20 protein-coding genes are annotated in these 26,672 nt (G+C 71.1%); 9 read left to right on the top strand and 11 right to left on the bottom strand.

What is annotated here, in order from left to right:
- Positions 1-9: 9 nt before the first annotated feature.
- Positions 10-1,032: an NAD-dependent epimerase/dehydratase family protein gene (locus B082_RS0108165; RefSeq protein ID WP_199783775.1), complete on the top strand. Its 1,023-nt coding sequence runs from the start codon at positions 10-12 to the stop codon at positions 1,030-1,032.
- Positions 1,029-1,730 (top strand): maleylpyruvate isomerase family mycothiol-dependent enzyme, encoded by a 702-nt coding sequence (locus B082_RS35810; RefSeq protein WP_018551323.1) that lies wholly within the window; start codon positions 1,029-1,031, stop codon positions 1,728-1,730. Before B082_RS0108165 ends, B082_RS35810 begins: the two co-directional genes overlap by 4 nt.
- A 130-nt stretch (positions 1,731-1,860) precedes the next feature.
- Here B082_RS35810 and B082_RS0108155 read toward each other — a convergent pair whose 3' ends face one another.
- From B082_RS0108155 to B082_RS0108135, 5 genes are all read right to left on the bottom strand, one after another.
- Positions 1,861-2,658 carry a helix-turn-helix transcriptional regulator gene (locus B082_RS0108155; protein WP_018551322.1) on the bottom strand — a complete coding sequence of 266 codons (798 nt, stop codon included), beginning with the start codon at positions 2,656-2,658 and terminating at the stop codon, positions 1,861-1,863.
- 357 nt (positions 2,659-3,015) lie between these two features.
- A complete protein-coding gene (locus B082_RS0108150) occupies positions 3,016-4,071 on the bottom strand; it encodes a carboxymuconolactone decarboxylase family protein (RefSeq protein WP_018551321.1) in 1,056 nt (351 codons plus the stop codon).
- A 276-nt stretch (positions 4,072-4,347) separates the two neighbouring features.
- On the bottom strand, positions 4,348-5,226 hold the full coding sequence (locus B082_RS0108145) for an SDR family NAD(P)-dependent oxidoreductase (protein WP_018551320.1): 879 nt from the start codon (positions 5,224-5,226) through the stop codon (positions 4,348-4,350).
- The gene (locus B082_RS0108140; protein ID WP_018551319.1) at positions 5,223-5,858 is read right to left on the bottom strand and encodes a carboxymuconolactone decarboxylase family protein; all 636 of its coding nucleotides are present in this window, start codon (positions 5,856-5,858) and stop codon (positions 5,223-5,225) included. The genes B082_RS0108145 and B082_RS0108140 overlap by 4 nt, the downstream gene beginning before the upstream one ends.
- 260 nt (positions 5,859-6,118) lie before the next feature.
- On the bottom strand, positions 6,119-7,666 hold the full coding sequence (locus tag B082_RS0108135) for a GMC family oxidoreductase (protein ID WP_018551318.1): 1,548 nt from the start codon (positions 7,664-7,666) through the stop codon (positions 6,119-6,121).
- A gap of 321 nt (positions 7,667-7,987) precedes the next feature.
- On the opposite strand from B082_RS0108135, the gene B082_RS0108130 reads away from it, so the two are divergent.
- From B082_RS0108130 to B082_RS0108110, 5 genes are read left to right on the top strand one after another with little or no spacing between them, the layout of a single operon-like run.
- On the top strand, positions 7,988-9,928 hold the full coding sequence (locus B082_RS0108130) for an FG-GAP-like repeat-containing protein (RefSeq protein ID WP_037709694.1): 1,941 nt from the start codon (positions 7,988-7,990) through the stop codon (positions 9,926-9,928).
- Positions 9,925-10,944, top strand: coding sequence for a hypothetical protein (locus tag B082_RS0108125; RefSeq protein ID WP_018551316.1), 1,020 nt, complete (start codon positions 9,925-9,927; stop codon positions 10,942-10,944). The genes B082_RS0108130 and B082_RS0108125 overlap by 4 nt, the downstream gene beginning before the upstream one ends.
- Positions 10,941-16,826, top strand: a complete 5,886-nt coding sequence (locus tag B082_RS0108120; protein ID WP_078622530.1) for an SDR family NAD(P)-dependent oxidoreductase — start codon at positions 10,941-10,943, stop codon at positions 16,824-16,826. The genes B082_RS0108125 and B082_RS0108120 overlap by 4 nt, the downstream gene beginning before the upstream one ends.
- Entirely contained in the window at positions 16,823-17,299 is a 477-nt protein-coding gene (locus B082_RS0108115) for an acyl-CoA thioesterase (RefSeq protein WP_018551314.1), read from the top strand. Before B082_RS0108120 ends, B082_RS0108115 begins: the two co-directional genes overlap by 4 nt.
- Positions 17,300-17,304: 5 nt before the next feature.
- Entirely contained in the window at positions 17,305-17,874 is a 570-nt protein-coding gene (locus B082_RS0108110) for a flavin reductase family protein (RefSeq protein WP_078622531.1), read from the top strand.
- A 157-nt stretch (positions 17,875-18,031) separates the two neighbouring features.
- On the opposite strand, the gene B082_RS0108105 is transcribed toward B082_RS0108110, so the two are convergent.
- Both B082_RS0108105 and B082_RS0108100 read right to left on the bottom strand, forming a co-directional pair.
- On the bottom strand, positions 18,032-19,429 hold the full coding sequence (locus B082_RS0108105; protein WP_018551312.1) for a cytochrome P450: 1,398 nt from the start codon (positions 19,427-19,429) through the stop codon (positions 18,032-18,034).
- Positions 19,426-20,409 (bottom strand): DUF1702 family protein, encoded by a 984-nt coding sequence (locus B082_RS0108100; protein WP_026249545.1) that lies wholly within the window; start codon positions 20,407-20,409, stop codon positions 19,426-19,428. The genes B082_RS0108105 and B082_RS0108100 overlap by 4 nt, the downstream gene beginning before the upstream one ends.
- Before the next feature lie 268 nt (positions 20,410-20,677).
- On the opposite strand from B082_RS0108100, the gene B082_RS0108095 reads away from it, so the two are divergent.
- Entirely contained in the window at positions 20,678-21,646 is a 969-nt protein-coding gene (locus B082_RS0108095) for a hypothetical protein (RefSeq protein WP_018551310.1), read from the top strand.
- 47 nt (positions 21,647-21,693) lie between these two features.
- Here B082_RS0108095 and B082_RS0108090 read toward each other — a convergent pair whose 3' ends face one another.
- Positions 21,694-22,344 carry a TetR/AcrR family transcriptional regulator gene (locus B082_RS0108090; RefSeq protein WP_018551309.1) on the bottom strand — a complete coding sequence of 217 codons (651 nt, stop codon included), beginning with the start codon at positions 22,342-22,344 and terminating at the stop codon, positions 21,694-21,696.
- Positions 22,345-22,424: 80 nt separating this feature from the next.
- On the opposite strand from B082_RS0108090, the gene B082_RS0108085 reads away from it, so the two are divergent.
- Positions 22,425-23,810: a carotenoid oxygenase family protein gene (locus B082_RS0108085; RefSeq protein WP_018551308.1), complete on the top strand. Its 1,386-nt coding sequence runs from the start codon at positions 22,425-22,427 to the stop codon at positions 23,808-23,810.
- Between the two features lie 122 nt (positions 23,811-23,932).
- Here the strand turns inward: B082_RS0108085 and B082_RS0108080 are convergent, their stop codons facing one another.
- The 3 genes from B082_RS0108080 to B082_RS0108070 form a co-directional block, all read right to left on the bottom strand.
- Positions 23,933-25,306, bottom strand: coding sequence for an MFS transporter (locus tag B082_RS0108080; RefSeq protein WP_018551307.1), 1,374 nt, complete (start codon positions 25,304-25,306; stop codon positions 23,933-23,935).
- A 294-nt stretch (positions 25,307-25,600) separates the two neighbouring features.
- Positions 25,601-25,957 carry an ArsR/SmtB family transcription factor gene (locus tag B082_RS0108075; protein ID WP_018551306.1) on the bottom strand — a complete coding sequence of 119 codons (357 nt, stop codon included), beginning with the start codon at positions 25,955-25,957 and terminating at the stop codon, positions 25,601-25,603.
- Positions 25,954-26,400: an SRPBCC domain-containing protein gene (locus B082_RS0108070; protein WP_018551305.1), complete on the bottom strand. Its 447-nt coding sequence runs from the start codon at positions 26,398-26,400 to the stop codon at positions 25,954-25,956. The genes B082_RS0108075 and B082_RS0108070 overlap by 4 nt, the downstream gene beginning before the upstream one ends.
- Between the last annotated feature and the right edge of the window lie 272 nt (positions 26,401-26,672).

Genomic DNA, 26,672 nt, shown 5'->3' with positions numbered 1-26,672 from the left:
TTGGTCTGTGTGACAGGAGGCACCGGCTTCCTCGGCTCGCACACGGTCGCCGCCCTCGCGGCCGGTGGAGCCCGGATCCGGCTGCTGGTGCGCGACCGGTTACGGCTGGCGCCCGCGCTCGGCCCGCTCGGCGTCGACCCGGACACGGTGGAGACCGTCACCGGCGACGTCGCCGACGGGGCGGCGGCGGCCCGCGCGGTCCGTGGCGCCGACGCCGTGATCCACCTGGGGTCGGTCTACTCCTTCGACCGCAGGCGCCGTGACGACATCACCCGCACCAATGTGGCGGGCACCGAGGCGGTCCTGGAGGCGGCGGTCCGGGCCGGGGCCGGCACGGTGCTGTACGTCTCGACCGTCGGCGCGCTGATCCCCACCACCGATTCCGAACTGCGCGCCGAAAGCCCGGTGGGGGACCCCGGCGAGCCCTACCTGGCGAGCAAGGCGGCCTGCGAGACGCTCGCCCGGCGGCACCAGGACGACGGGGCGCCGGTCCACATCGTCTACCCCCCGGCCCTGCTGGGCCCGGACGACCCGGGGCTCGGTGACCAGACCGGCCGGCTGCGCGACGCGCTGCGCGGCCTGATGCCGCTCTGGCCCACCGGCGGATTCCCGCTGGGCGACGTGCGTGACACCGCCGCCGTACTCGGGGGGCTGGCCCTCGGCCCGCCGCCGGACAAGCCGGTACGGGTCTTCGGGCCCAACCGGTACGTGACGACGGCCGACTACCTGGCCCAGCTCCGCGCGGCGACGGGCCGCCGGCTCACGACGCTGCGGCTGCCGGGGCGGGCCATGCTTCCCGCCGCCCGGGTCACCGATGCGGTCCAGCGGTGGTGGCCGTGGCACATCCCCGCCGAGTTCGGCGCCGCCTACACCTGCGTGCACGCGGTACCGGTGTCCCGGGCCGCGACGGCCGACGTACCCACGGCGCGGCCCGTCGCGACGACGATGGCCGACACCGCCAACTGGCTGTACCGGACCGGGATGCTGACGCGGCGCCAGGCCGGCACCGCGGGCGAGCGGAGCGGGTCATGACGGCGGCGGGGACCGGACACGATCCGGCCGAGCAGCACCACGCCTACCGGCGGACCAGAAAGAACATCACCGGTCTGGTCACCCGGACGCCGGACACGGCCTTCGCCGGCGTGCCCGCCTGCCCCGACTGGAGCGTGCGCGACCTGATCGGACACCTGGTCCACATATGCGAGTCGTTCGTTGCCCTGGAGGACAACCAGATCGATCTGCGCCCGTCGGAGGGCGTCGGCCTGCCCGGTCTGCTGGACCGGTGGGAAGCCCTGGACGGCGAGCTGCGCGAGGCGCTGGACCGCACCCCCGAACTGCGGCGGCGCATCCTGCTGCTCGACGTGTTCTCGCACGAGATCGACCTGCGCGTCGGCCTGGGGGAGACGGTCGCGCCGCACGGCCATCCGGCGTTCCCCGGCGCGCTGGACCTGGCCACCATGGGCTTCGGCCTCGCGTTGCACGGCGGGAATCTGCCCGCGTTGCGCATCGACACCCCGGAGCGGGACTGGGTGGTGGGGGAGGGGGCTCCCGTCGCCACCGTTCACGGCCCGGCCTTCGACGTGTTCCGGTCGCTGACCGGCCGTCGCACCTGGCATCAGATCGAGGACCTGCGCTGGTCCGGGGACCCGTCGGTGACCTGGATGCCGGCCTTCGCCTGGGGGCCGTTCGCGCCGCCCGCGAACGAGGTGGAGCCGGTCCGCGGGTTCTGACCCGTACCGGGCCCCGCGAGGGCCCCGGCAGGACCGCACCGGCCGGGGCCGGCGTACGGACGGGCCGCACCGCTCTCCAGCGGTGCGGCCCGTCCGTACGCCGGCCTGTGCGTCTCCTTCGCACCTGCGGTCAGGTGCCGGTGATGGCGGGGAGTTCGAAGGGAGCGCCGCCCGCCTTCGGCAGACCCGAGAAGTCCAGCTCCGGCAGCGCCAGCAGGATCGGCAGGTCCAGGGGGGTCAGCGGACGGCCGATCAGGTTGACCCGGGTGTCCTGGTCCCGCCGTACGTTCAGCACCTGGCTCGAAGCCACCAGCAGCGGGCGCCGCTGACCGAGCGGCGAGGGCGGGTCGTCCATGGCGAGCACGGCCGCCCGGATGTACCAGGCGCCCTCCGGCAGGCGCAGCGAGAACGATCCGGGCCCGTCCAGGATCGCGCAGGCGGTCGGACGGCCCTGCACGATGGACTCACGGAACGCACCGACGTAGATCCGTACCGGCTGTGCGGTGCCGGGGAGACGGATGGTGCCTTCGAGCTCGCTGGTGGGCCGGCCACTGTCGAGGAGCTGCTGCGGCCCCGTGGCGGACCCGCCGCTCGGTGCGAGCAGCCCGGCACGGGCCAGTGCCCGGTAGCGGGCCGGGGAGTGGCTCACACTGCGGGTGAACCGGCTGGTGAAGGTGCCGAGGCTGTTGTAACCGACCCGGTAGGAGATCTCGGTGACGCTGAGATTGGTCTCCAGTAACAGGCTCTTCGCCTGGTGCAGCCGGACCACGGAAAGGAATCGGCCCGGAGATGTCCCGGTTAGATTGCGGAACACCCGGGAGAAGTAGAACTTGCTGAGAATCGCGGTGTTGGCGATCTCGTCGAGCGAGAGTGGTTCCTCGTATCGGTCCCACATCGTCGCTATCGCGCGCTCAACGGCGACCTGCATGGCAGTGCTCCAAGCTTGTCGATGAATCGAATGCGTCCTGACGGAAATGGCCGAGCAACATCTCAGAACTGACGCTCTGTCGGTGCGATAATGTGTACCGCAAAGATTTGCACGGTATTTCTCCGAGCGTGCCGATGAAGCGAGTGCGTCCTGACCGGACGCGCAGGGCAGCGCCTGCCGCCGGCCGGTCGGCGGGAATGGGACCCGCTTTCGGGCGACGACATGAAAGTGTTGGATCCCGCTGCGCTGCATCGGTATCCACACCTGGAGAATTCAGGGCGCACGGACCCTATGCCGGAACACCACCGCGAGGCGATGGGTGGAACAACTGCTTCCAACCCGAGGGGAGCCGGTTGTTCAGTTGTCGCGGAGCAGTTGGGAACTGCGCCGCCGGGCCGCCCGCAGGGCGGCCCATGACGTGACCGCGAGGATCTCCCGGTCACCCGCGCCGTTCTGCCGGAAGGCCGCGATGACCTCGTCGTCCACCCGGTAGGAGGCCAGGGCGGTGAGCAGCGCGAGGTTGCCCGCCGGCCGGTCGGCCGGCGGCAGTTCCCGCAGCGGTGCGTCCAGCCGGGCCCGGCCGAGACCGGGGTCGCTGCCGTCCCAGCGGGCCAGTTCGGCGGCCACCAGCTCCCGGACCGGCTCCGGCACCAGTTCGGCCGCTGTCAGCTCGACGGCCGCCGTGCTCCTGGCCAGCGCCGCGGCGATCCGAGGATCGGCCTCCGCCCAGCCCAGGTCCTTCGGCAGCGGTGCCTCGGGCAGCAGCGACAGCGACGTACCCGGCCGCGCCCTGGCCCGGACAGAGCTGCGCATCAGGCCGGTCAGCACCCGCAGCACCGGGCCCACAGCCCGGTCCGGGGCGTGCGGCGGCAGCGGCTGCGCGCCCAGGAAGACGTTGACCATCCGGTTGAGGTACTGGAGGCAGAGCGCGGTCCCGGCCAGCTCCGGCATCAGTTCGGGTGCGAACGGCGGCCTGCCCGCCGAGCCGATCCACGCCGTCAACTGGTCCGGGGCCGTCCCGGCGCCACCGTCCGGTGCCGCCTTCGTGCCCCGCCCGGATGAAGTGGGCCGGGCGGTCAGGGAGTTGTGCATCGTGGAGTGCATGGTGGTGCAGAACGGGCACTGGTTGCCCCGTGACACGGCGGCGGCCACCGCTTCCTTCGAGGCCCGCGGCACCAGCCCGTCGACCAGCATGGTCTCGCGCAGCGTCATCCAGGAGGCAGCGAGCAGTTCCGGCACCGGGGCGTGCAGGGCGATGGGCGGAGCCAGCACCCCGAAGTCCCGTTCGAGCTCCCGGTAGACCCGGGCGGTGTCGCCGGCCGCCTCACCGAACTGCACGGTCGCGATGTGCCGGACCTGGAGCAGGGACAGCCTCCTGAGCGGCGACTGCACGAGCAGTCTCGGGTCTTTCATGCGTCCGCTCCGGGATCCGGACCGGTGATGCCGCGCCGCGGTGGCTCCGCGTGGCCTTCAAACATCGGTGGCACTTCCCTCAGCTCCTCAGCGGATGTCCTTCGGTGCGCCAGTCAATCGTCACACCGATGCGGGGTTCCTCCTTCTTCATTCTTGCGGTCTGACGGCCGGTACCAAACGAGTTGACGGCGCGGTCTGCCATCGGGTTCCGCCTCCGTGCGGCCGCGCCACCGGGCCCCGCCGACGTTCCTGGCGGAGCCACGGTGACGGCACGCCCTAAGGAATGGGGAAGAACGCCCGGACAAAGCGTTCGAACAACCTGTCCCCGATGGTCCACCGCATCCGCGGCAGCAACCGGGACGGCATGCCGATCCGGTACCTGATCTTCGGGTTGTCGCTGGTCACCGCCTTCTCGATGACCTTTGCCACGGTCTCCGCGCGCACCGCCATCCGGCCCCGGCCGCTCGGCTTCTCCGTTTCCCGGTAGGCGCCGTGCCAGTCGACGAAGTACCGCCAGAAGTCGTCGTACACACCGCCCCGCTCCTGCCCGGACATCCCGAGGTCGGCGACCGACATCGGTACGAACCCGCCGAGCACCGGCGACGGTTCGACCAGCACCACCTTGATGCCGAACGTGTCCACCTCCAGGCGCAGCGAATCGCTGATGGCCTCCAGGGCGTGCTTGGTGGCCTGGTAGTAGCCGCGGCCCGGGGTGGCGAACTGACCGAAGATGGACGACATCATGACCACCCGGCCGCTGCCCCGGGCCCGCATGCCGGGCAGCACGAGCTGGGTGAGCCGGCACAGTCCGAAGATGTTCGTCTCGAACTGGCTGCGCACCTCGTCCATCGGGGTCTCGCCGATGGTGCCGTTGAGGCTGTAGGCGGCGTTGTTGATCAGAGTGCCGACCGAGCCGTGCTCGGCGGTGATCGTGTCGACGACGGCCGTCATCGAATCCTCGTCGTTGACATCCAGTCGGAGGACCCGGATGCCCTCGGCCTCCAGCTCGGCCAGCGCCCCGGGCTGCCGCGCGGTCGCGTAGACCGGCCAGCCGGCCCGGTGCAGCCGCAGTGCCACGGCCTTTCCGGTGCCGGAGGATCTGCCGGTGCTCGACGACGCCCCGGTCAGCAGGATCGCGCGCGAGGGGCTGCTCACCGGGGTTCTGCCAGCCGCTGCTCGGACACCGTGGCGTCCTCCGGCTGCGAGGCGATCCGGCTGCGGGCCACCGAGTCGCCCAGGCCCAGGCCGTCCACCAGGCGGTTGATGAAGGCGAACAGCGAGGCGGTGAACACCGCCTCCAGCATCTCCGCGTTGGTCCAGCCCGCGGCCTCGGTCCTGGCCCAGTCCTCGTCGGTGACCCGGAACGCACCCGTGCAGATCTGGGTGACCAGGCGCATGAGTTCCTTGGTGCGCTCGTCGATCGGCAGGTCCTCGACCGAGGCGGAGCCGGCGATCGCGTCGGTGAGTTCCTGGTCGCCGCCGAACTGGGCCAGGAACCAGTTGTGGGTGCCCACGCAGTACGGGCAGCCGTTGACCTTGGAGCTCCAGGCGGAGATCATCTCGCGGGTCGCACGCGGCAGCACGCCGTCGTTGAACACGCCGCCGTAGCCGGCGATCACGACCTCCAGCAGGTCGGGCCGGCTGGACACCAGGCGGAACATGTCCGGCACGAAGGGAATGCCCATCCGGGACTTGATCGCCTCGTACAGCTCCGCGGTCCTGCCCTGGGCCTCGTCCTCCCCCACCAGGGGGACGCGGACCGTGCTCAGCACATTCGGATCGGTCATGGATGATCGCCTTTTCTTCCGATTGTGGGAGCCGCCCCGCGAACCAATTCAGAAAAACGGGAATATATCCGGGTCTGCTGTCCGGCGGGTAATTGCGGCGTTGTTTTCTCTCATGGTGGCAGGAATGGTGACGGCGTCTCGTCTTTCAAATTGCCCTGCGTGCGCCTGCCGGCGGGTCCTGATCCCGGACATACGGACGGCCGTTCCGGCGCGGCAGGCGCCGGAACGGCCGTCGGAGGAGGAGGCCTGGCGGGATCAGTTCACTCGGCGCGCAGCCAGTCCGCCAGCCGCTCACCGATCATGATCGAGGTGAGGTTGGTGTTGCAGTTGACGATGCTCGGCATCACCGAGGCGTCGGCCACGTACAGGTTCTGCACCCCGTGCACCCGCAGCTGTTCGTCGACCACGGCGCCCGCGTCGTCAGCGGTGCCCATGCGGGCCGTGCCCACCGGGTGGTAGCCGCTGTCCAGGCTCACCTTCACGTACTGCTCGACCATCGCGTCCTTCTCGATGAGCTTGTCGTTCAGCACGATGAAGCCGTCGCCCCGCGAGGCGATCCCCGGGTGGTTGGCCAGCTCCCAGCAGGTCCGGACGCCCTGGACCATCTTCTCCAGGTCCCGTTCGGTGGAGAGGAAGTCGAGCTGGATGTCCGGCCCCGCCGCCGGGTCGGCCGAGGCCAGCCGCAGCCGGCCGACCGACTCCGGCTGCTGGTCCACCACCATCACACCGAAGATCATCGAAGCGCCGGCCAGCATCTGGAGCTCGGGGAAGAGTTCCAGGTCGAAGTGGTTGACCATGTAGTACTGCATGTCGTTGAAGTCGGTCGACCCCTTGGCCGTGGTCCGCACCATGGACTGCAGGAACGGCACGTTCTCGTCCAGGGCCCCCTCCTTGGGCCGCATGAACACCCCGGTCCGCGGGTGGTCCATCAGATGGGCGCCGACCCCGGGCCGGTCCAGCCGGACGTCGATCCCGAGCCCGGTCAGGTCGTCGGCCGGGCCGATTCCCGAACGCATCAGCAGCGTCGGGGTGTTGACCGCTCCGGCCGACAGGACGACCTTGTGCGCCCGCAGTTCCTCCGGCTCGCCGGCACCGGCCGAGACCAGGACGCCGACCGCGCGGTCGCCCTCGAAGAGCACCTCGTGCACGAGCGTCCCGCTGCGGATGGTCAGGTTCTCCCGCGCCCGTACCTCGCCCGTCAGGTACGCCATCGCCGTCGAGACCCGGAAGCGGGGGTCGCGCCGGTTGGACGGGATCGGGCCGATACCGGTCGCCTCGGGGTGGTTGTGGTCGGAGACCTCGGGGAATCCGGCCGCCAGGCTCGCTTCGGTGAAGGCGCGCTGCATGGTGGTCATCTCGTCCGGCTGGAACCTGCGGATCGGTACCGGGCCGCCCTTGCCGTGGTACCGGCCCTCGAAGTTCAGGTCGTCCTCCAGCCGGCGGAAGTACGGCAGCACCTGCTCGTACGCCCACGCCGGGTTGCCCGCCGCCGCCCACTTGTCGTAGTTCTCGGGCACACCCCGCAGCGCGATGGTGGCACCGACCGCGGACGAGCCGCCGGTGATCTTTCCTCGGGGGAAGAGGATGCGCCGGCCGTCCATGATCTCCGCGCGGTAGTGCCAGTCGTGCTTGCTCATCGACATGGCATTGCCGTTGGTGATGTCGTGCGGGATGTCGGCCGCATCGGGAAAGTCCGGGCCCGCTTCGATGAGGAGCACCGAACGGGCCGGGTCCTCGCTCAACCGGGCTGCGAGCGCCGCACCCGCGGAGCCCGACCCGACGATGATCGCGTCATACGTGTGCGTCATGGATTTAAACCTCGCCAGACTGTGATTCGACAGGGTCCGATCTCACCCGAGTTTTACAGGCCGCCCGCATCCGGTCTTCTCCGAGACTGCTCAATGGCCAGGGCCGTGGATATTCCCCGCACTGAAGGCAAGTGCCCCCTTCGAACCGTGGCAACGTCAGAGAAGCAGCCCTTGCCGGGGTGGTAGATCCTCAAGTGCCAGGTACTGCGACAGTAATTTCGGAATTACATTCGCAATGACCTCGGCCAGCCGTTCATTTCTCGTTCACGGGAGGGAATTGGGATGTCGTACCGACAGCGATTCCGCAGGCTCATACCAGGGGTGGTCACGATATTGGTGGCGACCTCGCTGTTCTTCGTCGTCCGTACATCGGTGTCCGTCGCGGGCGGTGACGAGGCTGCTGCGGCGTACAAGTTCAAGGAAATGCCGATCGCGATGCCGCCCGGATACGACTCGCAGCCGAAGAAGACGATCCGTGAGGTGAACCCCGCCTACGAGAAGATCCGCGCCTGGATCTCCTCGGTCGGCGCCAGCATCGCGGTCAACGATGTCACCGGCCACGGACTCGCCAACGGCATGTGCATCGTCGACACCCGTACCGACTCGGTCGTGGTCACCTACACCCCGACCGCTCGTACCGCCGACCGGTTCACCCCGTTCGTGCTGGACGGCAAGCCGCTGCCGATGGACGACGCCATGGCGCCCACCGGCTGCACCCCCGGCGACTTCAACGGCGACGGCCGCAACGACTTCCTGGTCACCTACTGGGGACGCACCCCGGTGCTGTTCCTGGCGAAGTCCGACGCCAAGACCCCGTCCGAGTCCGCGTACGTCCCGCGCGAGGTCGTCGCCTCGCAGAGTCTCGACGGCAAGTACCACGGACCGAGGTGGAACACCGACGCCGTCTACGTCGCCGACCTCGACGGCAGCGGCCACCCGTCGATGATCGTCGGGAACTACTTCCCGGACTCCGACGTGCTCGACCCGAACGGCCTCAACAACGTCGAGATGAACGACTCGCTGTCCAGCGCGAAGAACGCGGGCGGTGACCACGTGCTGCGCTGGTACAAGGGCTCGGCCGGCACCGACCCGGACGTCTCCTTCGTCGAGGAGAAGGACGCCATCCCGTACGAGAACTCCACCGGCTGGACGCTGGCCATCTCCGGCGCCGACCTGACCGGCTCCGGTCTGCCCGACGTCTACATCGCCAACGACTTCGGCCACGGGCACCTGCTGCACAACCGTTCCACCCCCGGCAACATCCGCTTCACGGAGGCCAAGGGCGAGCGCACCGCGACGACCCCGAAGTCGTTCGTGCTCGGCAACGGCTCCTTCAAGGGCATGGGGGTCGACTTCGGTGACGTCGACGGCAACGGCAGCTTCGACATGATGGTCAGCAACATCACCGTCGCCTGGGGCCTGGAGGAGAGCAACTTCCTCTGGATCAACAAGGCCGACAGCCCGGCCGCCGCGAAGGCCGAACTGCGGGACGGCATCGCCCCGTTCAAGCAGGAGGCGCAGAAGAACGGCGTCGCCTGGACCGGCTGGGGCTGGGACGCCAAGATGGGCGACTTCCTCAACAACGGCCAGCAGAACATCCTGCAGGCCGACGGCTTCGTCAAGGGCGAGATCGACCGCTGGCCATGGCTCCAGGAACTGGCCATGACCAACGACAACCTGCTCTCCAACCCCGCGATGTGGCCGCACGTCGGCCCCGGTGACGACCTGGCCGGCGACGAGGTGATGGCGTTCTACGCCCGGACCAGCAGCGGCAAGTACGCGAACGTGAGCAAGCAGCTCGGCCTCGACGTCCCGATCCCGACCCGTGCGATCGCCACCGCCGACACCACCGGCAGCGGCGCGCTGGACTTCGCGATAGCCCGCCAGTGGGGCCCGCCGGCCTTCTACGCCAACCAGGCCCCGAAGCTGGGCAACGACCTGACACTGCGGCTGTACCGGCCCGCGCCGGACGCCACCGCCGGAGAGGGACTGGCCGCCCCCGGCTCGCCCGCGTACGGCACCACGGTGAGCATCACCACGCCGCAGGGGCGGCAGATCGCCCAGCTCGACGGCGGCGGCGGGCACGGAGGCTTCCGCAGCTTCGACGTGCGCTTCGGCCTCGACACCTACACCGGCCCGGTGAAGGCGCACTTCACATGGCACGACAGCGAGGGCGGCCTGCACACCAAGACCCAGCAGCTCACCGCGGGCAGCCACACCCTCATGCTGACCGACGACATCCAGGAGGTGACGAGCCGATGACCGACAACCGTTCCCAGACCGTCAAGGCGGCTCCGCACGCCGCCCAGCCCCCCACCGAGAAGAAGAAACCCAACCGGGACCCCCGCTACCTGGCACTGCGCAACTTCGCCATCTCCATGAGCGTGTTCAACATCCTGGGCTACACCCTGCTCGGCTTCGAGCAGCCCTGGCTGTGGCCGATCATCTGCGCGCCGTTCGCCTACGCGGTCGAGATGGTGCTGGAGGTGATCAGCGCCTGGGCCCAGAACCGCCGGGCCCGCTTCCTGGGCGGGGGGTTCCGCAGGGTGTACGAGTTCCTGCTGCCCGCCCACATCACCGCGCTCGCGGTGAACATGCTGCTCTACGCCAACGACCTGCTGCTGCCCATCCTGCTCGGTGTCTTCATCGGTGTGGCCGGCAAACACGTCCTCCAGGCACCGATCAACGGGCGCATGCGGCACTACATGAACCCTTCCAACTTCGGTATCACCGTCTCACTGCTCATGTTCGGCTCCTGGATCAGCATCGCCCCGCCGTACGAGTTCACCGAGAACGCGAACACGTTCTTCCGGGTCGGCATCCCGCTGGTCATCGCCACCGCCGGCACGGTCATCAACGCCATGCTGACCAAGCGGATACCGCTGATCGTCGGCTGGCTCGGCGCCTTCGTCATCCAAGCGGTGCTGCGCCACTTCATATGGGACGTGGCGATCTGGTCCGCGCTCGGACCGATGAGCGGTGTCGCCTTCGTGCTCTTCACCAACTACATGATCACCGACCCCGGAACCACCCCCTCGAAGCCCCTCAACCAGTTCATGTTCGGCTCCTCGGTCGCCATGGTCTACGGACTGCTGATGGTCTTCAACGTCGTCTACACCCTCTTCTTCGCCACCACGATCGTGTGTGCCGTCCGCGGTATCGGCTGGTGGGTCGCCCACGGCCTGCAACGGCGCCGGGGCAACGACACGACGAGCGGCACGGTGGAGCAGCCCGCCGAGCCACGGCGTCTGGCCGGCAACGAGGCGGTGGCGGCATGACCGCAAGCGGACCGAGGCCCGTGACCACGGCCGAGAACGACGAGCGGGAACCCTCCGGCCGGATCGCGGTGGTCGGCATCGCCTGCCGCTACCCCGACGCCGAGAACCCCGAACAGCTCTGGCAGAACGTGCTGGCGGGCCGCCGTGCCTTCCGTAAACTGCCCGACCAGCGGATGCGCGCCGAGGACTACTACTCACCCGACCCCACCGCCCCCGACCGCTTCTACAGCGCCAAGGCCGCGGTGATCGAGGGATTCGAGTTCGACCGGGTCCGCTACCGGGTGGCGGGCAGCACCTTCCGCTCCACCGACATGACCCACTGGCTCGCCCTGGACACCGCGGCCCGCGCCCTGGAGGACGCCGGCTTCCCGTTCGGCGAGGGGCTGGCGGACGTCAACACCGGCGTCATCATCGGCAACACCCTCACCGGGGAGTTCAGCCGGGCCAATCTGATGCGACTGCGCTGGCCGTACGTCCGCCGCACCGTCGGCGCCGCGCTGCGCGAGCAGGGCTGGGACGACGAGGCGCTCACCGCGTTCCTCGACGGCCTCGAACAGCGCTACAAGAGCGCCTTCCCGCCCATCGGCGAGGACACCCTGGCCGGCGGCCTGGCCAACACCATCGCCGGCCGCATCTGCAACCACTTCGACTTCAAGGGCGGCGGTTTCACCGTCGACGGCGCGTGCTCGTCCTCCCTGCTGTCGGTCTCCACCGGGTGCGACGCGCTGGCCCGCGGCACGATGGACGTGGCGGTGGCCGGCGGTGTGGACCTGAGCATCGACCCCTTCGAGGTGATCGGCTTCGCCAAGACCGGCGCGCTCGCCACCGGCGAGATGCGCGTCTACGACAAGGGCGCCAACGGCTTCTGGCCCGGCGAGGGCTGCGGCATGCTCGTCCTGATGCGGGACGAGGACGCCCGCGCGCAGGGCCGGTTCCGCTACGCCACCATCGCGGGCTGGGGCTACTCCTCCGACGGGAAGGGCGGCATCACCCGGCCCGAGGCCAGTGGCCACCGGCTCGCCATCCGACGCGCCTACCGCACGGCCGGCTTCGGCATGGAGACCATCGGCCTCCTGGAGGGCCACGGCACCGGAACGGCCGTCGGTGACGCCACCGAGCTGCGCGCCTTCACCGAGGCCCGCCGCGCCTCCGGGGCTCTCGCCCCGGCCGCCCTGAGCACTGTCAAGGGCAACTTCGGCCACACCAAGGCGGCGGCCGGCGTCGCCGGGCTCCTCAAGGCGATCCTCGCGGTCCGCCACCAGGTGATTCCGCCCGCCACCAGCCACTTCGACCCGCACCCCGAACTCCTCGGCCCCGAGCCCGCGCTGCGGGTCCCGGACCGCGCCGAGCTGTGGCCCCAGGACATGCCCATCCGGGCCGGGGTCTCCTCCATGGGCTTCGGCGGCATCAACGCCCACGTCGTGGTCGAGCACGCCGACGGCCTGCGGCGCAGCGCCGTGCCGAGCGTCACCCGCAAACTGGTCGCCTCCCGGCAGGACGCCGAGCTGTTCCTGCTGGACGGCGCCGACCCGGAGGAACTGCGGGAGAAGGCGACCCGCCTCGCCGAGTTCTGCGCCCAGCTGTCGTACGCCGAACTCGGTGACCTGGCAGCCACGTTGCAGGGCGAGCTGGACGGCCGGCCGTTGCGCGCCGCGGTGCTCGTGGCCTCGCCCGAACAGGCCACCGAGCGGCTCACCGAGCTGGCCGGTCAACTGGCCGCCGGGGTCCGCTCGCTGCTGGACACCCCGGGGGGCGTCTTCCTGGGCAGCGCCGGATCGGCCCCCCGGATCGCCTTCCTCTTCCCCGGCCAGGGCGCCGGAAAGCGGGGCGACGGAGGCGCGCTGCGCCGCCGGTTCGCCGCCGTGGACGAGCTGTACGACCGGCTCTCGCTGCCCACCGACGGCGACCTGGTCGCCACCGACGTCGCCCAGCCCCGTATCGTGGCCGCCTCGGTCGCGGGCCTGCGGATCCTGGACATCCTCGGCATCGAGGCGGTCCGGGCCACCGGGCACAGCCTCGGGGAACTGACCGCCCTGCACTGGGCGGGCGCGATGGACGAGCCGACCGTGCTGAGCGCGGCCGGCGCCCGTGGCCGGATCATGGCCGAGGCCAGCGACGGGGACGGCACGATGGCGGCGCTCGCGACGACCCCCGAACTGGCCGAGACGCTGACCGCCGGCGAGCCGGTGGTGATCGCCGGCTACAACAGCCCGCGGCAGACCGTGGTGTCCGGCCCGGTCGCGGCGGTCGAACGGGTCTGCGCGCTGGCGGCGGCACAGGGCGTCGGCATGGCGAGGATCAATGTCTCGCACGCCTTCCACTCACCGGCCGTCGCCCCGGCCGCGGCCGGACTCGCCGAGCACCTGGCGACCGAGCGGTTCGGCCCGGTCGGCGAGGGCCTGGTCTCCAGCGTCACCGGCGGGCTGCTGCCCGCCGACACCGACGTGGTGGACCTGCTCACCCGCCAGGTACTGCAACCGGTCCGGTTCACCGAGGCGCTCCAGAAGATGGACGGCGAGGTGGACCTGCTGATCGAGGTCGGACCGGGCCACGTGCTGAAGTCGCTGGCCGCTGAGATCCTGCCGGATGTGCCCGCGGTCGCCACCGAGGCGGACGCCCTGTCACTGACCGGGCTGCTCGGCACGGTCGCCGCCGCCTGGACGATGGGCGCGCCGGTCCGGCACAGCCGGCTCTTCGCCGGGCGCTTCACCCGGCCGCTGCCGCTGGACAAGGAGTTCCTGTTCTTCGCCAGCCCCTGCGAGTCCAACGGCGAGGACTTCGTGCTGGAGCAGTCGATGCCGGCCGCGCTGCCCGAGCCCACCGCTCTCGCGGCCACCGCCGGCACCGCGGCAGCCGACGGGGAGGACGCCTCCAGCCTGGAGGTACTGCTCCGGCTGGCCGCCGAGCGTGCCGAACTCCCGGTCGAAACGGTCGATCCGGCGGCCAACCCGCTCGACGAACTGCACCTCAGCTCCATCACCGTCGGCCAGATCATGAACCAGGCCGCCCAGGAGCTGGGCATCTCCGCCCCCATGGTCACCACCGCGTTCGCCACCTCCACGCTGGGGCAGCTCGCCGAACTCCTCGACGAGCTGGCCGAGCAGTCGCCCGACGAGCACCAGCCGTCCGCCGCCCCCGGCGTCGCGAGCTGGGTACGCCCGTTCGTCGTCGATCTGACACCGGCCGAGCTGCCCGGCGGCCCCGCTGCCGGGCCCGGTGGCGACTGGGAGGTCTTCGCCTCCGACCGGCATCCGCTGGCCGGCCCGCTGGCCGAGAAGCTGCGCGCGACCGGGCCCGGCGCGGGCGTCCTGCTCGCCCTGCCCCGCGACTGCGGTCACGAGCACATCGGTCTGATGCTCGACGCCGCCCGAGCCGCACTAGACCCGGAACGGCGTGCCGCCGGCACCCGGCTGGTCGCCGTCGGCGACCGCAGGGGAGCGGCCGGCCTGGCCAAGACACTGCACCTGGAGGCACCGGACATCCCGGTCACCGTCGTCACCCTGCCGTTGCCCGAGGACATGACGGCCGACGCCGCCGAGCGGATGAGCGTCCGGATCACCGCGGACGTGCTGGCCACCACCGGGTTCAGCGGGGTGCACTACGACTCCGACGGCGTGCGGCGGGAGCCGGTGCTGCGGGCGGTGGAGCTGGCGAGGGACTCCACCCACCAGGCGCTGGACGCCCGCGACGTCCTGCTGATCACCGGTGGCGGCAAGGGCATCACCGCCGAGTGCGCCATCTCGCTGGCCGGGCAGAACGGCGCGGCGATCGGCCTGATGGGCCGCTCCGACCCCGCCGAGGACGCCGAACTCGCGGACAACCTGGCCCGGATGGAGGCGGCGGGTGTCCGGGTGCACTACGCGCGGGCCGACGTCACCGACGTCGACCAGGTCAAGGCCGCGGTCGGCGAGATCACCCAGGCGCTCGGCCCGGTCACCGGCCTGCTGCACGGCGCGGGCCGCAACCAGCCGCAGGCACTCGCCAACCTGGACGAGGACTCGTTCCGCCGCACACTGGCCACCAAGATCGACGGCGTGGAGGCCGTACTGGCCGCGATCGACCCGGCGGCGCTGCGGCTCTTCGTGACCTTCGGCAGCATCATCGGCCGGGCGGGACTGCGCGGCGAGGCGGACTACGCCACCGCCAACGACTGGCTCACCGAGCTGACCGTCCAGTTCCAGCAGGACTACCCCGACTGCCGCTGCCTGGCACTGGAGTGGTCGGTCTGGTCCGGTGCCGGCATGGGGGAGCGGCTGGGCGTCCTGGAGGGGCTGGTCCGCGAAGGCATCGAGCCGATCCCCGCCGACCAGGGCGTGGAACTGCTCGGCCGGCTCCTGGCCGACACCACCGTCCCGCCGGCCCTGGTGGTGATGGGCCGGGCCGGCGGCCTGCCGACGCTCACCCTGGAGCAGCGCGAACCCCCGCTGCTGCGGTTCCTGGAACGCGTCCAGGTGCACTACCCCGGCATCGAACTGGTCGCGGACGCCGAACTCGGCGCCGGCAGCGATCTCTATCTGGCCGACCACCTGCTGGACGGCGACCTGCTCTTCCCCGCCGTCCTCGGCATGGAGGCCATGACCCAGGTGGCCACCGCGCTGACCGGCCACCGGTCCACCCCGGTGCTGGAGGACATGGGGTTCCTGCGGCCCATCGTGGTCCCGGTGAACGGCACGACGACTCTGCGGGTGGCCGCCCTGGTCACCGGACCCGACACGGTCGAGGCGGTGGTGCGCAGCAGTGAGACCGGCTTCCAGGCCGACCACTTCCGGGCCACCCTGCGCTTCGGCGGGCCGGGGCCGGCCGGTGACCCGGCGCCGGTCACCGACGAGGTGCCACGGGTGCCGCTGGCACCCGGTGAGCTGTACGGGCCGGTGCTCTTCCAGGGCGACCGCTTCCAGCGGCTGCTCGGCTACCGGGACCTGGCCGCCAAGCACTGCCTGGCCGAGATCGACGACACTCCCCGGGCCGACTGGTTCGCCGCCTACCACCCGGGCGAACTGGTACTGGCCGACCCGGGTACCCGTGACGCGCTCATGCACTCCATCCAGGCGTGCGTGCCCGACGCCACACTGCTGCCGGTGAGCGTGGCACGGCTGCATCTCGCGGACCGGCCGGCGGACGACACCGGGCGACTGCTGTTCCTCGACGCCCGCGAGCGGTCCCGGGACGGCGACAGCTACCTCTACGACCTGGACGTCCGCGACGAGGCGGGCCGGCTGGTCGAGCGCTGGGAGGGCCTGCTGCTACAGGCGGTGCGCAAGCAGGACGGAGCCGGTCCCTGGCTGCCGGCCCTGCTCGGCCCCTTCCTGGAACGGCGCGCCGAGGCGGCGCTCGGCCACCCACTGCGGTGCGTCGTGCTGCCCGGAGGCCCGGTGGACGGGTCCTCGGTGGACGAGCGCCGGCAGCGCACCGCCCAGGCGGTGAGCTGGGCGCTGGGGCGTACCACCGAGGTGCACCACCGGCCCGACGGACGGCCCGAACTGGCCGGCCCACGACGGGTGTCCTCCTCGCACGCGGCGGGCGTCACCTTCGCCGTGGTCGCCGACCGGGCCGTCACCTGCGACGTCGAGGTGGCCGCCGAGCGGCCGGCCGACGAGTGGGCCGCGCTGCTGGGCGCCGACGGCCTGGCGCTGGCCCGGCTGCTCGCCGAGGGACGGGGCGAGGCGCTGAGCCTGGCCGCCACCCGGGTGTGGGGCGCGGTGGAGACGCTGCGCAAGGCGGGCCACGCGGTGGCCGCGCCGAGCCTGGACGGCGACGCGGGACTGCCGGCCGGCTGGGTGGCCTTCCGCGGCGGCGCACACCGCATCACGTCCTTCGCGACCGCCCTGGAGGGCGTCGCCGATCCGGTGTCGTTCACCGTGCTGACCGAGGGGACCCGATGACGCAACCGGCCTACTACGAGTACCGCCACCTGGTCGGCTTCGAGGAGACCAACCTCGTCGGCAACGTCTACTACGTCAACTACCTCCGCTGGCAGGGCCGCTGCCGGGAGATGTTCCTGCGCGACCGGGCACCCGACGTGCTCGCCGACATCCGGGCCGACCTCAAACTGTTCACCCTGAAGGTGGACTGCGAGTTCTTCGCCGAGATCACCGCCTTCGACGAACTGTCCATCCGGATGCGGCTGCTGGACCTCACCCAGACCCAGATCGCCTTCACCTTCGACTACGTGCGGCTCGGGCCGGACGGAAGCGAAACCCTGGTCGCGCGCGGGCAGCAGAGGATCGCCTGCATGCGCGGCCCCAACACCGACACCCGCCCGACCAGGGTCCCCGAGCCCCTGCGGCTCGCCCTGGTCCCTTACAGCGTCACCGGTACGGCGTCCTCCCGGACGCTCACAACTACTGCGGGGTGATCCACATGTCCATCGTCCCATCCGCCTCCGTTCCGCTGCCCGGTCCGCTCGACCTGCCGCCACTTCCCGCGGAGGCGCCCGAGGCGGACATCCACGACCGTCGCGCACTGCGCGGGGTGCTGGGGCGCTTCGCCACCGGGGTGACCGTACTGACCGCGGGACGCGACGCTCCGCGCGGCATGACCGCCAACTCCTTCACCTCCGTCTCCCTCGAACCGGCCCAGGTGCTGGTGTGCGTCGTGAAGTCGGCGGCCATCCACCAACTCGTGCTGGCCGAGCAGGCGTTCGCGGTCTCGGTGCTCAGCCGGGACCAGGAGTGGGTGGCCCGCCACTTCGCCGACCACTCGCGCCCGCGCGGTGCGGCGGAGTTCGCCGGCATCGACCACGAACCCGGCCGGCACACCGGAGCCCCCGTGCTGGGCCACGTCCAGGCATGGCTGGAGTGCCGGCTCAGCGCCATCCACGACGGGGGTGACCACACCATCTTCGTGGGCTCGGTACTGGGCGCGGGCAACGCGTCGGGCGAGGACCCGCTGCTCTTCCTGGGCGGGGCCTTCCGCCGCGTCGCCGCCTGACCCCGGTTCGATCGGGAAGCCCGGCCGACTGCCCCGGCCGGGCTTCCCGCTTGCCCGCCGCACCTCGCGGCGGATTCCGGAACACGAACGGCCGCCCCGGGCCACTGCTGCCCGGGGCGGCCGTTGGCGTGACCGGTCCGTCCTCGCCGGCACACCGTCAGTTCCGCGCCTCCACGGTCATCGGCAGGCCGCCCTTGACCCGCAGGGTCAGCATCGGCTCGGCCCGCACCTTGTGACCCGGGGGGACCGAGAGCCGCAGCCGGCGCAGCAGGACGGCGAGCACCACCGTGGCCTCCATCATCCCCAGGCTGCTGCCGACACAGACCCGCGGTCCCGCACCGAACGGTACGTAGCTGTACCGGTGCCGGCCCGCGGAGCGGCCCGTGGCGAAGCGTTCCGGGTCGAACCGGTCCGGGTCCTCCCAGAAGTCCGGGTGCCGGTGCAGTGTGTAGGGGCACAGCACCACATCGGCGCCGGCCGGCACCCGGTAGCCGCCGATCTCGTCCGCCGCCAGCGCCCTGCGCGGCAGCAGCCACACCGCCGGGTACAGCCGCATCACCTCCTGGAGCACCATCGACGTGTACGTGAGCCGGTGGAAGTCCTCGATGGCCGGCAGCCGGTCGCCCAGCACCTCGTCGACCTCGGCGCGTACCCGGTCGCCCGCTTCGGGGTGCCGGTCCAGCAGATACAGCGTCCAGTTGAGGGTGCTGGCGGTGGTGTCGTGCCCGGCGAGCAGCAGGGTGATCAGCTCGTCGCGCATCCGGTTCTGCCGGACCGCCGGATCCCGCTCGTCGGCCGTCGCGTCGATGAGGCGCGAGAGCACGTCGTCGCGAGTGCCGTCGGAAGCCGGGTGCAGTTCCCGCTCCCGGGCGAGCGCGGCCACGATGCGGTTCAGTTCGGCCCGCGCCCTGCGGAACCTCAGCTGCAGGGGCAGCGGCACCCAGGTGGGCACCGAACTCAGGCTCATCATCTCGAAGACGGCCTGGTCCTGGACGATTTCGAAGGCCTCGCCGATGGACTCGTACGCGCCCAGGTCCGCGTCCAGCAGCGAGCGGCCGAGCACCCCGAGGGTGAGCCCGGTCATCTCCTGCCGGATGTCCACCGCTCCCTCGCCCGCCGACCGCCTCAGCCGGTCCGCCAGCAGCATCGCCTCCTCGCCGATGGCCCCGATCTGCCGGTTGATCCGGCGCGGCTGGAACGCCGGCTGGATCACCTTGCGCTGGGCACGCCACAGCGGGCCCTCACTGGTCAGCAGGCCGTTGCCGAGCGCGCGGCGGGCGTGCACCAGACCGATGCCCTTGTGGTAGTTGGCGCTGTTGTCGGTCAGCACCCGGCGGATGTGGTCGGGGTGGTTGAAGAAGTACAGGGTCTTGGGGCCGAGCGGCAGCCGTACCGCGTCGCCGTAGGTGGCCGCCGCCTCGGTCATCACCGCCAGCCGGTCGGATGCCATCCGGGCCAGGAGCACCGGGGTGCCGGCCCGCGACGGCCCCGGTGGCCGACGCGGCCGGCCGCCGCCCGGCGGGGCCGGGGCCGGGGCCGAGTCCACGCCGGTCATGCCCGCGCCTCGGGGGCGTCGCTGGAGACCCGCTCGGCGATCTCCCGGCGCCATACCTCGTACGCCGTCAGCCGGCCGTCCACGACGGGATCGGGCCGGGCGTGCGAGCAGACCTCGGTGACCTGCCGCGGGCTCATACCGCAGATCAGCTGCGCGGCCATCTCGGTGTGCGGTGTCAGCAGTCCGGACTCCACCCGGGTGGTCGAGGCGAAGGCCACGCCCTGGGCGAGCTGCGGCCGGTAGCGACCGGCCCGTTCGAGCAGGTACAGCAGCTCGGCCTCGCCGGCACCGCCGGCGTAGCAGGCGGCCAGGCCGACCCCGCTGTAGAGATCGGCCCGCCGGTCCGCCGCGAAGCTGTCCACCAGGTCCGCGACCACGGCCGGGTCGGTGCCGCCGATGAACCACAGCGCCCGCCCGATGCCCTGGTCGACGGCGTGCCCGGCGTACCGCCGGGTCTCGTCGCCGGGCCACCGGAAGGACGGGTCCCGGTACTGCTCGCGCACATAGCGCTGGGTACGGAAGTAGGCCTGGTGGAAGCCGTATCCGTCCAGGGCCAGCCAGCGCAGCAGCGGGTCGGCGGGCGCGATGGACGCCCACCGGAAGCGGGGCAGCCGGGCCATCGCCCAGCCGACCCCGACGTGCACCATGTAGCCGTGCGGGGCGCCGTGGCCCGCCAGGAAGGCCGGTACCCGGCCGTTGCCGGGTACCGGAAGTCCGTCCAGCATGGCCAGTCCCATCGCCGCGCCCTCGTAGGCGAAGCCGCGGAACCGCACCGGGATCCGTTCCAGCCGCTCGTGCGCCTCGTCCTGGTCGCGTGCCTCGACGGCGAACGCGTACCCGTCGAGGAAGGTCGCCCCGACCGTTTCGAGCGTCTCCCGCGCCTCGGGGCTCTTCTCGTGGAAGCCCCGGGTCGACAGCTTGGTCTCGTTGTGGCTCGGTGTCATCAGACGGCGCCTGACCGCTCGCCAGCTCGCGCTCATCGTTGCCCTCCAGCCCGCCGCGCGCCCGGACGGCCGCAGCTCTCCGGTTACATGCTCCGGTTCCGCGGCCCGCCGTACTACTTCTGCCGTGCCGGTACCGGGCAATTCAGGAGTAGGCACGGAGCGGGCCGGGTCCCGACAATCAGTCGCGTCGCCCGCACGTCCCCACATCCGAGGTCTCGCATGCGGCCGTTCCGAACGGGAGCGGCCGGGGTGGCGGACCTCGTGCACCGGTTCCGGCACCGCCCAGCCCCAGAGGAGACCTCACGTGACCGACACCACCTCCGTTCCGGCCCCGACGGCCCCGCCGCACGCCACGTCGCTCTTCGTCAACGGCCTGTTCCCGCGCCGCCGGGTCCTGCTCCTCGTGCTCAGCCTGCTCGGCGGCTTACTGATCGCCTACGCATGGTCCTCGAAGCTGGCGGACGACGAGATCGGCTTCCGCACCGCCAGCCAACTGCTCGGCCATGACGCCAAGGAAACGGAGTTGTCCGGCATCGGCGCCGGGGTGCTCTTCGCCCTGGTGTCCGGCCTGGCCGGCTCCTTCACCGCCTGCAACGTGGCGGTGTTCGGGGCGGTGGGCCCGCTGGTCGGGCAGATCAGCCTCACCCGCCGTCAGCGGCTGGCACACGCGCTGCGGCCGCTGGGCTGGATGGCGGCCGGCATGCTGCCGGTCTCGGCCGCCTACGGGGTGCTGGTCGGTCTGGTCGGCACCCACATGCCGCAGTTCTCGACGGCGCAGACGCACGGCATCTCGCCCCGGATCGCCCAGGCCATGATCGTGTACGGAGTGCTCGGCCTGTTCATGCTGGTGCTCGGGCTCGCCGCGGCCGGTCTGGTCCCCGACCCGCTGGCGGCACTCTCGCGCCGGCACCCGAACGCTCCGCTGGTACTGATCGGCGTCATGGTCGGGGCCTTCCTGATCGGCCGCCCCTACCCGCTGTTCCGCAACCTGTTCCGGCAGGCGGCCGAGGAACACAACCCGCTCTTCGGGGCGGTCGCCTTCTCGCTCCAGTCCATCGGCAACTTCCTGGTGATGGCGGTGATCTTCCTGCTCCTGTCCTACAGCCTCAGCCGGCCCGTCCAGCGCTGGCTGGCCACCAAGCCGGGCCGGGTGGCGACGCTGACCGCGTCCGCGTTCCTCGTGGCCGGCGCGTTCACGGTCATCTACTGGGACATCCGGATGCTGGGCAAGCTCGATTACATATGGTTCCCGACGGCTCCCTGGAACGCGTAGCGGGTTTCCCTCCGCCCCGGCGGAACCACCGACGGCGGCTCTGGGCCCTACTGGGTCCGGAGCCGCCGTTGTGCGGCCCTGGCCAGGGACTCCTGGGCCCGCCGCGGATCGTCCCCCGCGCCCAGGATCATTCCGCTCACCTGCGCCTCGAAGCAGACGTCCGCGGTGTTGGGCTCGACCAGGTAGCCGCCGAGGTCCAGGGTGACCAGGCCGTGCAGGGCGATCCACAGCTGATGGGCGACCAGTTCGGGGTCGAAGGGACGGAAGCGGCCGGTCGCGGCACAGCGCTTGACCGCTCCGACGAGGATGTCCAGAGTGTAGCGGCCGTGCTGCCGGTCGGCGTCGGTGAGGGAGAAGCCGCTGAGGCCCGAACCGCCGAACATCACGTTGTACAGGTGCCAGTGCTCCCGGGCGTTGTCCCGGTACGCCCAGCCGAGCGCGAGCACGTCGGCCACCGGGTCGTCGCTCTCCTCGACCGCCCTCATCCTGTCACCGAGCAGCCTGAACCCCTCGTGGACCATCGCGCGCACCAGGTCGTCCATTCCACCGAAGTGCGTGTAGACGGCCGTGGTCGAGGTGCCCACCATGGCTGCCAGCTTGCGGGTGGACAGTGCGGCCGGCCCCTCCTCGCCGAGCAGCTTCGCCGCGGCGTCGATGAGTTGGGGGCGGAGGTTCGGGTCAACTCGGCGTGGGCTCACCCTTGACAGTATGGCGGGCGGCTGTGACGCTATTCCGTGACAGCGTTACGTAACGGTGATACTCAACGGAGGAGGCGGCCATGCCTCGCACCACTGACCCTGCCCGCGGCACACTCCCGCACAGCACGGTGCACCTTCTCGGGCGTGGCTACCAGCCGGTGTCGGCCGAGACCGACCACACCGAGCTGACGGTGCGCGGCACGCTGCCGCCGCAGCTCGACGGAACCTTCCTGCGGATCGGGCCCAATGCCCGGGGCGCCCACGACCCCGCCGTCGACCACGCCCTGGGGGGCGACGGGATGGTGCACGCGATCCGGCTGGGCGGCGGCCGCGCGCTGTCGTACCGCAACCGCTGGCTGCGGACCGACGCGATCAGCGGCGCGCTCAACGAACTGCCCACTCCCGGGCCCCGCAACGGACCGGACGACAACGTCAACGCGAACCTGGTCCGGCACGCCGGCCGCACCCTGGCCGTGGCCGCCGCAACCGCCCTGCCGCTCGTCATCGACTCCGGCCTCGCCACCCGCGCCCGCACCGACTTCGACGGCACCCTGCCCGGCGGTTTCTGCGCGCACCCCCTCACCGACCCGGTCACCGGCGAACTCCTCGCGGTCGCGACCGACCACGCGAGGGACGAGGCGGTCCTGCTCACCCTCGACGTCGCGGGCCGGGTCCGCGAAGCACTGCCGATCCCGGTCAAGGGCCGCCCCTGGATGCACTCCTTCGCCCTCACCGAACGCCACGCCGTCCTCTTCGACCTGCCGGTGACCCACGACCCCGCCGAGGCGCGGGCCGGCTCGCCCGTGCCGTACTCCTGGCAGCACGACCACGGCGCCCGGATCGGGATCGTGCCCCGCGGCGGCACGGCCGCGTCCGCACTCTGGCTCGACGTCGCACCCTGCTTCGTCTTCCACCCGGTCAACGCCTTCGAAGAGGGCGACGGCCGGATCACCGTGGACGTGATCCGCCACGAGCGGGCCTTCGACCGTGACCGGCTGCACGCCAGCGAGTCGGCGCCCACCCTGTGGCGCTGGACCCTCGATCCGCGGGAGAGCGCCGTGACGGAGCGGCAACTCGACAGCCGGGTGCAGGAGTTCCCGCTGATCGACGAGCGGTGCACGGGACTGCCGTACCGGTACGCCTTCACCGTCGAACTCGACGCGGGCCAGGGCGCCGCCCTCTGCGGCCCGGCACTGCTGCGGCACGACCTCGCCACCGGCCGTTCGGAACGTCATGTCCTCGCCGGCGGACGGCTGACCGGGGAACCCGTCTTCCTGCCGCGCGAGGCGCGGGCCGCGGAGGCCGACGGCTGGCTGCTGACCCTGGTGTACGACCCCGCCACCGACCGCAGTGAACTGGTGGTCCTGGACACCGCCGACTTCACGGGGCCGCCCGTCGCCGTGGTCCCGCTGCCGGTGCGGGTGCCGCACGGCTTCCACGCGCAGTGGGTGCCGGGGGAGCGGTGAGCGGCGCGGGGGCCACGGGGCCCGCCAGGGACGGCCGCCGGGCAGTCATCCGGGCGCACCGGTCCGGCCCGGAGGACGACGGAGTCGCACTCCGTCGAGTGCGACTCCGGTGGGGCCAGGTGTCAGTCCAGCGGACGGGCCAACGCCTCGTCGGCCTGCCCCGGCAGCGGTACGACTGCCGCCGGAGCGTCCGCGCCGCGGGCACGCAACCCCAGCCAGACCAGGACCACGCTCGCGAGGGTCACCGCGACGTTCACGATGAGCGCGAGGTGGAGGCCGTCCAGTTCCACCGCCTGGGTCGCGGCGACCGTGCTCAGGATCGGGATGCCGATCGTGACGGCCACCTGCTGGGTCATCGCGGTCATGCCCGTGGCCAGGCCCTGCTCCTCGTTGGGCAGGCCCGAGGTGCCGGTCACGGTGTAGGCCACGATGGAGGTCACATGCCCGAAGAACGCGATGAACAGCGCGGGGATCACGATCGCGAGCGCCACCCGGTCGGTGCCGAGGAAGATCAGCGGAACGATCGCCAGGCCCTGCACGGACATGCCCACGGCCAGCACCTTCCGGCTGCCGTGGCGTCCGATGGAGCGCCCGGCGATGACCCCGGCGACCATGGCCGCCAGCCCCGGGACACCGAAGACCAGGCCGGTGATCAGCGGGGAGTAGTCCAGGACGTTCTGAAGGTAGAGGGTCATCAGGAAGATCATGGCGGTCCCCATGGAGAAGACCACGAGACCCGCGTAGTTGCCCCACTTCACCGTCGGCCGCTTCAGGATGCGCACCGGGGCGAGCGGCGCGGGTGAACGCAGCTCGATCATCCAGAACGAGGCCAGCAGAACCACACCGATGACGGCCGCGTAGATGTTCGTCTCGATGACCGCGTAGATGACGGCCAGCAGACCGCCGGCCGCGGTCACCGCCCCGGGCACGTCCAGCTTCACCCGGTCGGGGACGCTGCTCTCCTTGAGCAGCGAGGGGGTGAACGCCAGGATGACCACCGCCACGGGGACGTTGATGAAGAACGCGGCTCGCCAGCTGAGCAGGCTGACCAGGACTCCGCCGACCAGTGCGCCGACCGTGAAGCCGCCGGAGAGCAGCGCGCCGTTGAGGCCGAGGACCCGGTCTCGCTGTGCGCCTTCCGCGAAGGTGCTGGTGAGCAGGGACAGGGACGCGGGGATCGCCATCGCGGTAGCGAAGCCCTGAAGTGCGCGGGCCGTCAGCAGTACCTCGGGGTTCTGGGCGAATCCGCCGAGCAGTGAGGCTGCGCCGAGCAGTGCCAGGCCGATTATGAAGAGCCGGCGGCGGCCGAACAGGTCACCCATCCGTCCGAAGAGGAGGGCGAAGCCCGCCGCCGGGAGGGCGTAGGCCGAGGTGATCCAGGGCAGCCCGGACAGCCCCAGCCCGACGCCCGCGCCGACCTCGGGCAGCGCGACGTTCAGAATCGAGAAGTCGACGGACAGCATGAATCCGGACCCGAGCAGGAGGAAGAGGATCATCCGTTCCCTGCTGTTGAAACGTGGAGCTGAGCTCGCTTCGCTCTTACCTGCGTCGGTCGTCATGAGATGGTTCCCTCGATCGAGAGTCCGATTTCGTGAACGGTCACCGCGTCGGCCGACCGTGCCGCCCGGCGGCACGCGTCACCGGGCGCCGGGCCGACGCTTGACCGGCCGTCAGTCCGGTTCCCCTGCCGGGGTGACCTGGAGCTGGGGGAGTGCTGGGGGCTGCCGCCCCATTCCCGTCGTTCGCCCGGAGGGCGGGCCGTGCGACGGAGGGGAATGGGACGACAGGGTCTAAGGGGTGTCGTGCCGTTCCGCTGACTCGGCGACGTGCTTGATCTTCGCCAGACGCCGATCCCAGTCGGCTGCGAGCATGGTCATCCACCGCGCCGTCGCGTCGAGGGTCGCCGGCTTCACCGCGTAGCGGACCTCGCGTCCGACCCGGCTGCCGGAGACCAGTCCGGCGGCGTCCAGGACGGCGAGGTGTTTGGCCACCGCCTGCCGTGATATCGGAAGACTCTCGGCAAGTGTCGTCGCCGTGGCCTCGCCCTGTGCGGCGAGCAGTTGCAACAGCTCACGTCGCGTGTTGTCGGCCAGCGCGACCAGCACGCTGTCGACCACCCCGACGGAGCCCTGGCGTTCGTCCGTCACACGGACGACGCCTCGACGCGCGTCTTGACCGCGTCGAGCACCTGGGGCCAGCCGTCGGCGTTGTCGCTGTGCGCCTTGGCCCGCAGATCCTCGGACCCGGCCAGCGCCGCGAACCCGCTCTCGACGACACGCAGCCGCGTCTTGTCACCCTCGGCGGTCAGCGTGAACTCCACCAGGGTGCTGTTGTTCTCGCTGAGCTCCTCACCGGGGAACGCGCTGGCCCAGCGGTACGCCACATAGGTCTGCGGCCGCACCTTCTCCACCCGCACGGGGAAGCTGCCGTACTCGGCGTTCTTGGCCACCGTCGATTCGCCCTCGACGGCAGCGGTGCCGGACGGGCTGGACGGGTCGGCCACCCAGAACCCCGGCTCGGTCACCAGCGACCACACCCGGTCCACGGGGGCTGCGATCAGGGTTTCGCGTTCGATCAGCCGTTCGCTCATGAGGGACTCCTTCATTGGTGCTCTTGCCAGCAACCCGATGGTTGCACATCGGATCGTCAGGCGCAATCGAAAGGTTGCGTTCAGCGGGGGCGGGCGGTACTGCCGCGGGGGAGGGATGCCGTGTGGGATCTGCGCACACGTGTAGCCGCGTTTCCGGAGGTGGCAGGGTGTTGCGCAAGGTTTGGGTTGCGTGAGACTTGAGTGACGTGCAACACTTTGGTTGCGGAATCCGACGGACCAGCCGCCGGGCAGGTCGGCTGGTCCTCGGCGAC

It is taken from the genome of Streptomyces sp. ATexAB-D23 (assembly GCF_000373645.1).
Classification (GTDB): Bacteria; Actinomycetota; Actinomycetes; order Streptomycetales; family Streptomycetaceae; genus Streptomyces; species Streptomyces castrisilvae.
Note: the sequence above shows the minus strand (reverse complement) of the source record. Positions and strands in the feature narration are given on the sequence as shown.

Coding starts and splice junctions, on each gene's coding strand:
- B082_RS35810 (WP_018551323.1), top strand. CDS start 1,029: ATGACGGCGGCGGGGACCGGACACGATCCGGCCGAGCAGCACCACGCC.
- B082_RS0108155 (WP_018551322.1), bottom strand. CDS start 2,658: ATGCAGGTCGCCGTTGAGCGCGCGATAGCGACGATGTGGGACCGATAC.
- B082_RS0108150 (WP_018551321.1), bottom strand. CDS start 4,071: ATGAAAGACCCGAGACTGCTCGTGCAGTCGCCGCTCAGGAGGCTGTCC.
- B082_RS0108140 (WP_018551319.1), bottom strand. CDS start 5,858: ATGACCGATCCGAATGTGCTGAGCACGGTCCGCGTCCCCCTGGTGGGG.
- B082_RS0108135 (WP_018551318.1), bottom strand. CDS start 7,666: ATGACGCACACGTATGACGCGATCATCGTCGGGTCGGGCTCCGCGGGT.
- B082_RS0108125 (WP_018551316.1), top strand. CDS start 9,925: ATGACCGACAACCGTTCCCAGACCGTCAAGGCGGCTCCGCACGCCGCC.
- B082_RS0108120 (WP_078622530.1), top strand. CDS start 10,941: ATGACCGCAAGCGGACCGAGGCCCGTGACCACGGCCGAGAACGACGAG.
- B082_RS0108115 (WP_018551314.1), top strand. CDS start 16,823: ATGACGCAACCGGCCTACTACGAGTACCGCCACCTGGTCGGCTTCGAG.
- B082_RS0108110 (WP_078622531.1), top strand. CDS start 17,305: ATGTCCATCGTCCCATCCGCCTCCGTTCCGCTGCCCGGTCCGCTCGAC.
- B082_RS0108105 (WP_018551312.1), bottom strand. CDS start 19,429: ATGACCGGCGTGGACTCGGCCCCGGCCCCGGCCCCGCCGGGCGGCGGC.
- B082_RS0108100 (WP_026249545.1), bottom strand. CDS start 20,409: ATGAGCGCGAGCTGGCGAGCGGTCAGGCGCCGTCTGATGACACCGAGC.
- B082_RS0108085 (WP_018551308.1), top strand. CDS start 22,425: ATGCCTCGCACCACTGACCCTGCCCGCGGCACACTCCCGCACAGCACG.
- B082_RS0108080 (WP_018551307.1), bottom strand. CDS start 25,306: ATGATCCTCTTCCTCCTGCTCGGGTCCGGATTCATGCTGTCCGTCGAC.
- B082_RS0108070 (WP_018551305.1), bottom strand. CDS start 26,400: ATGAGCGAACGGCTGATCGAACGCGAAACCCTGATCGCAGCCCCCGTG.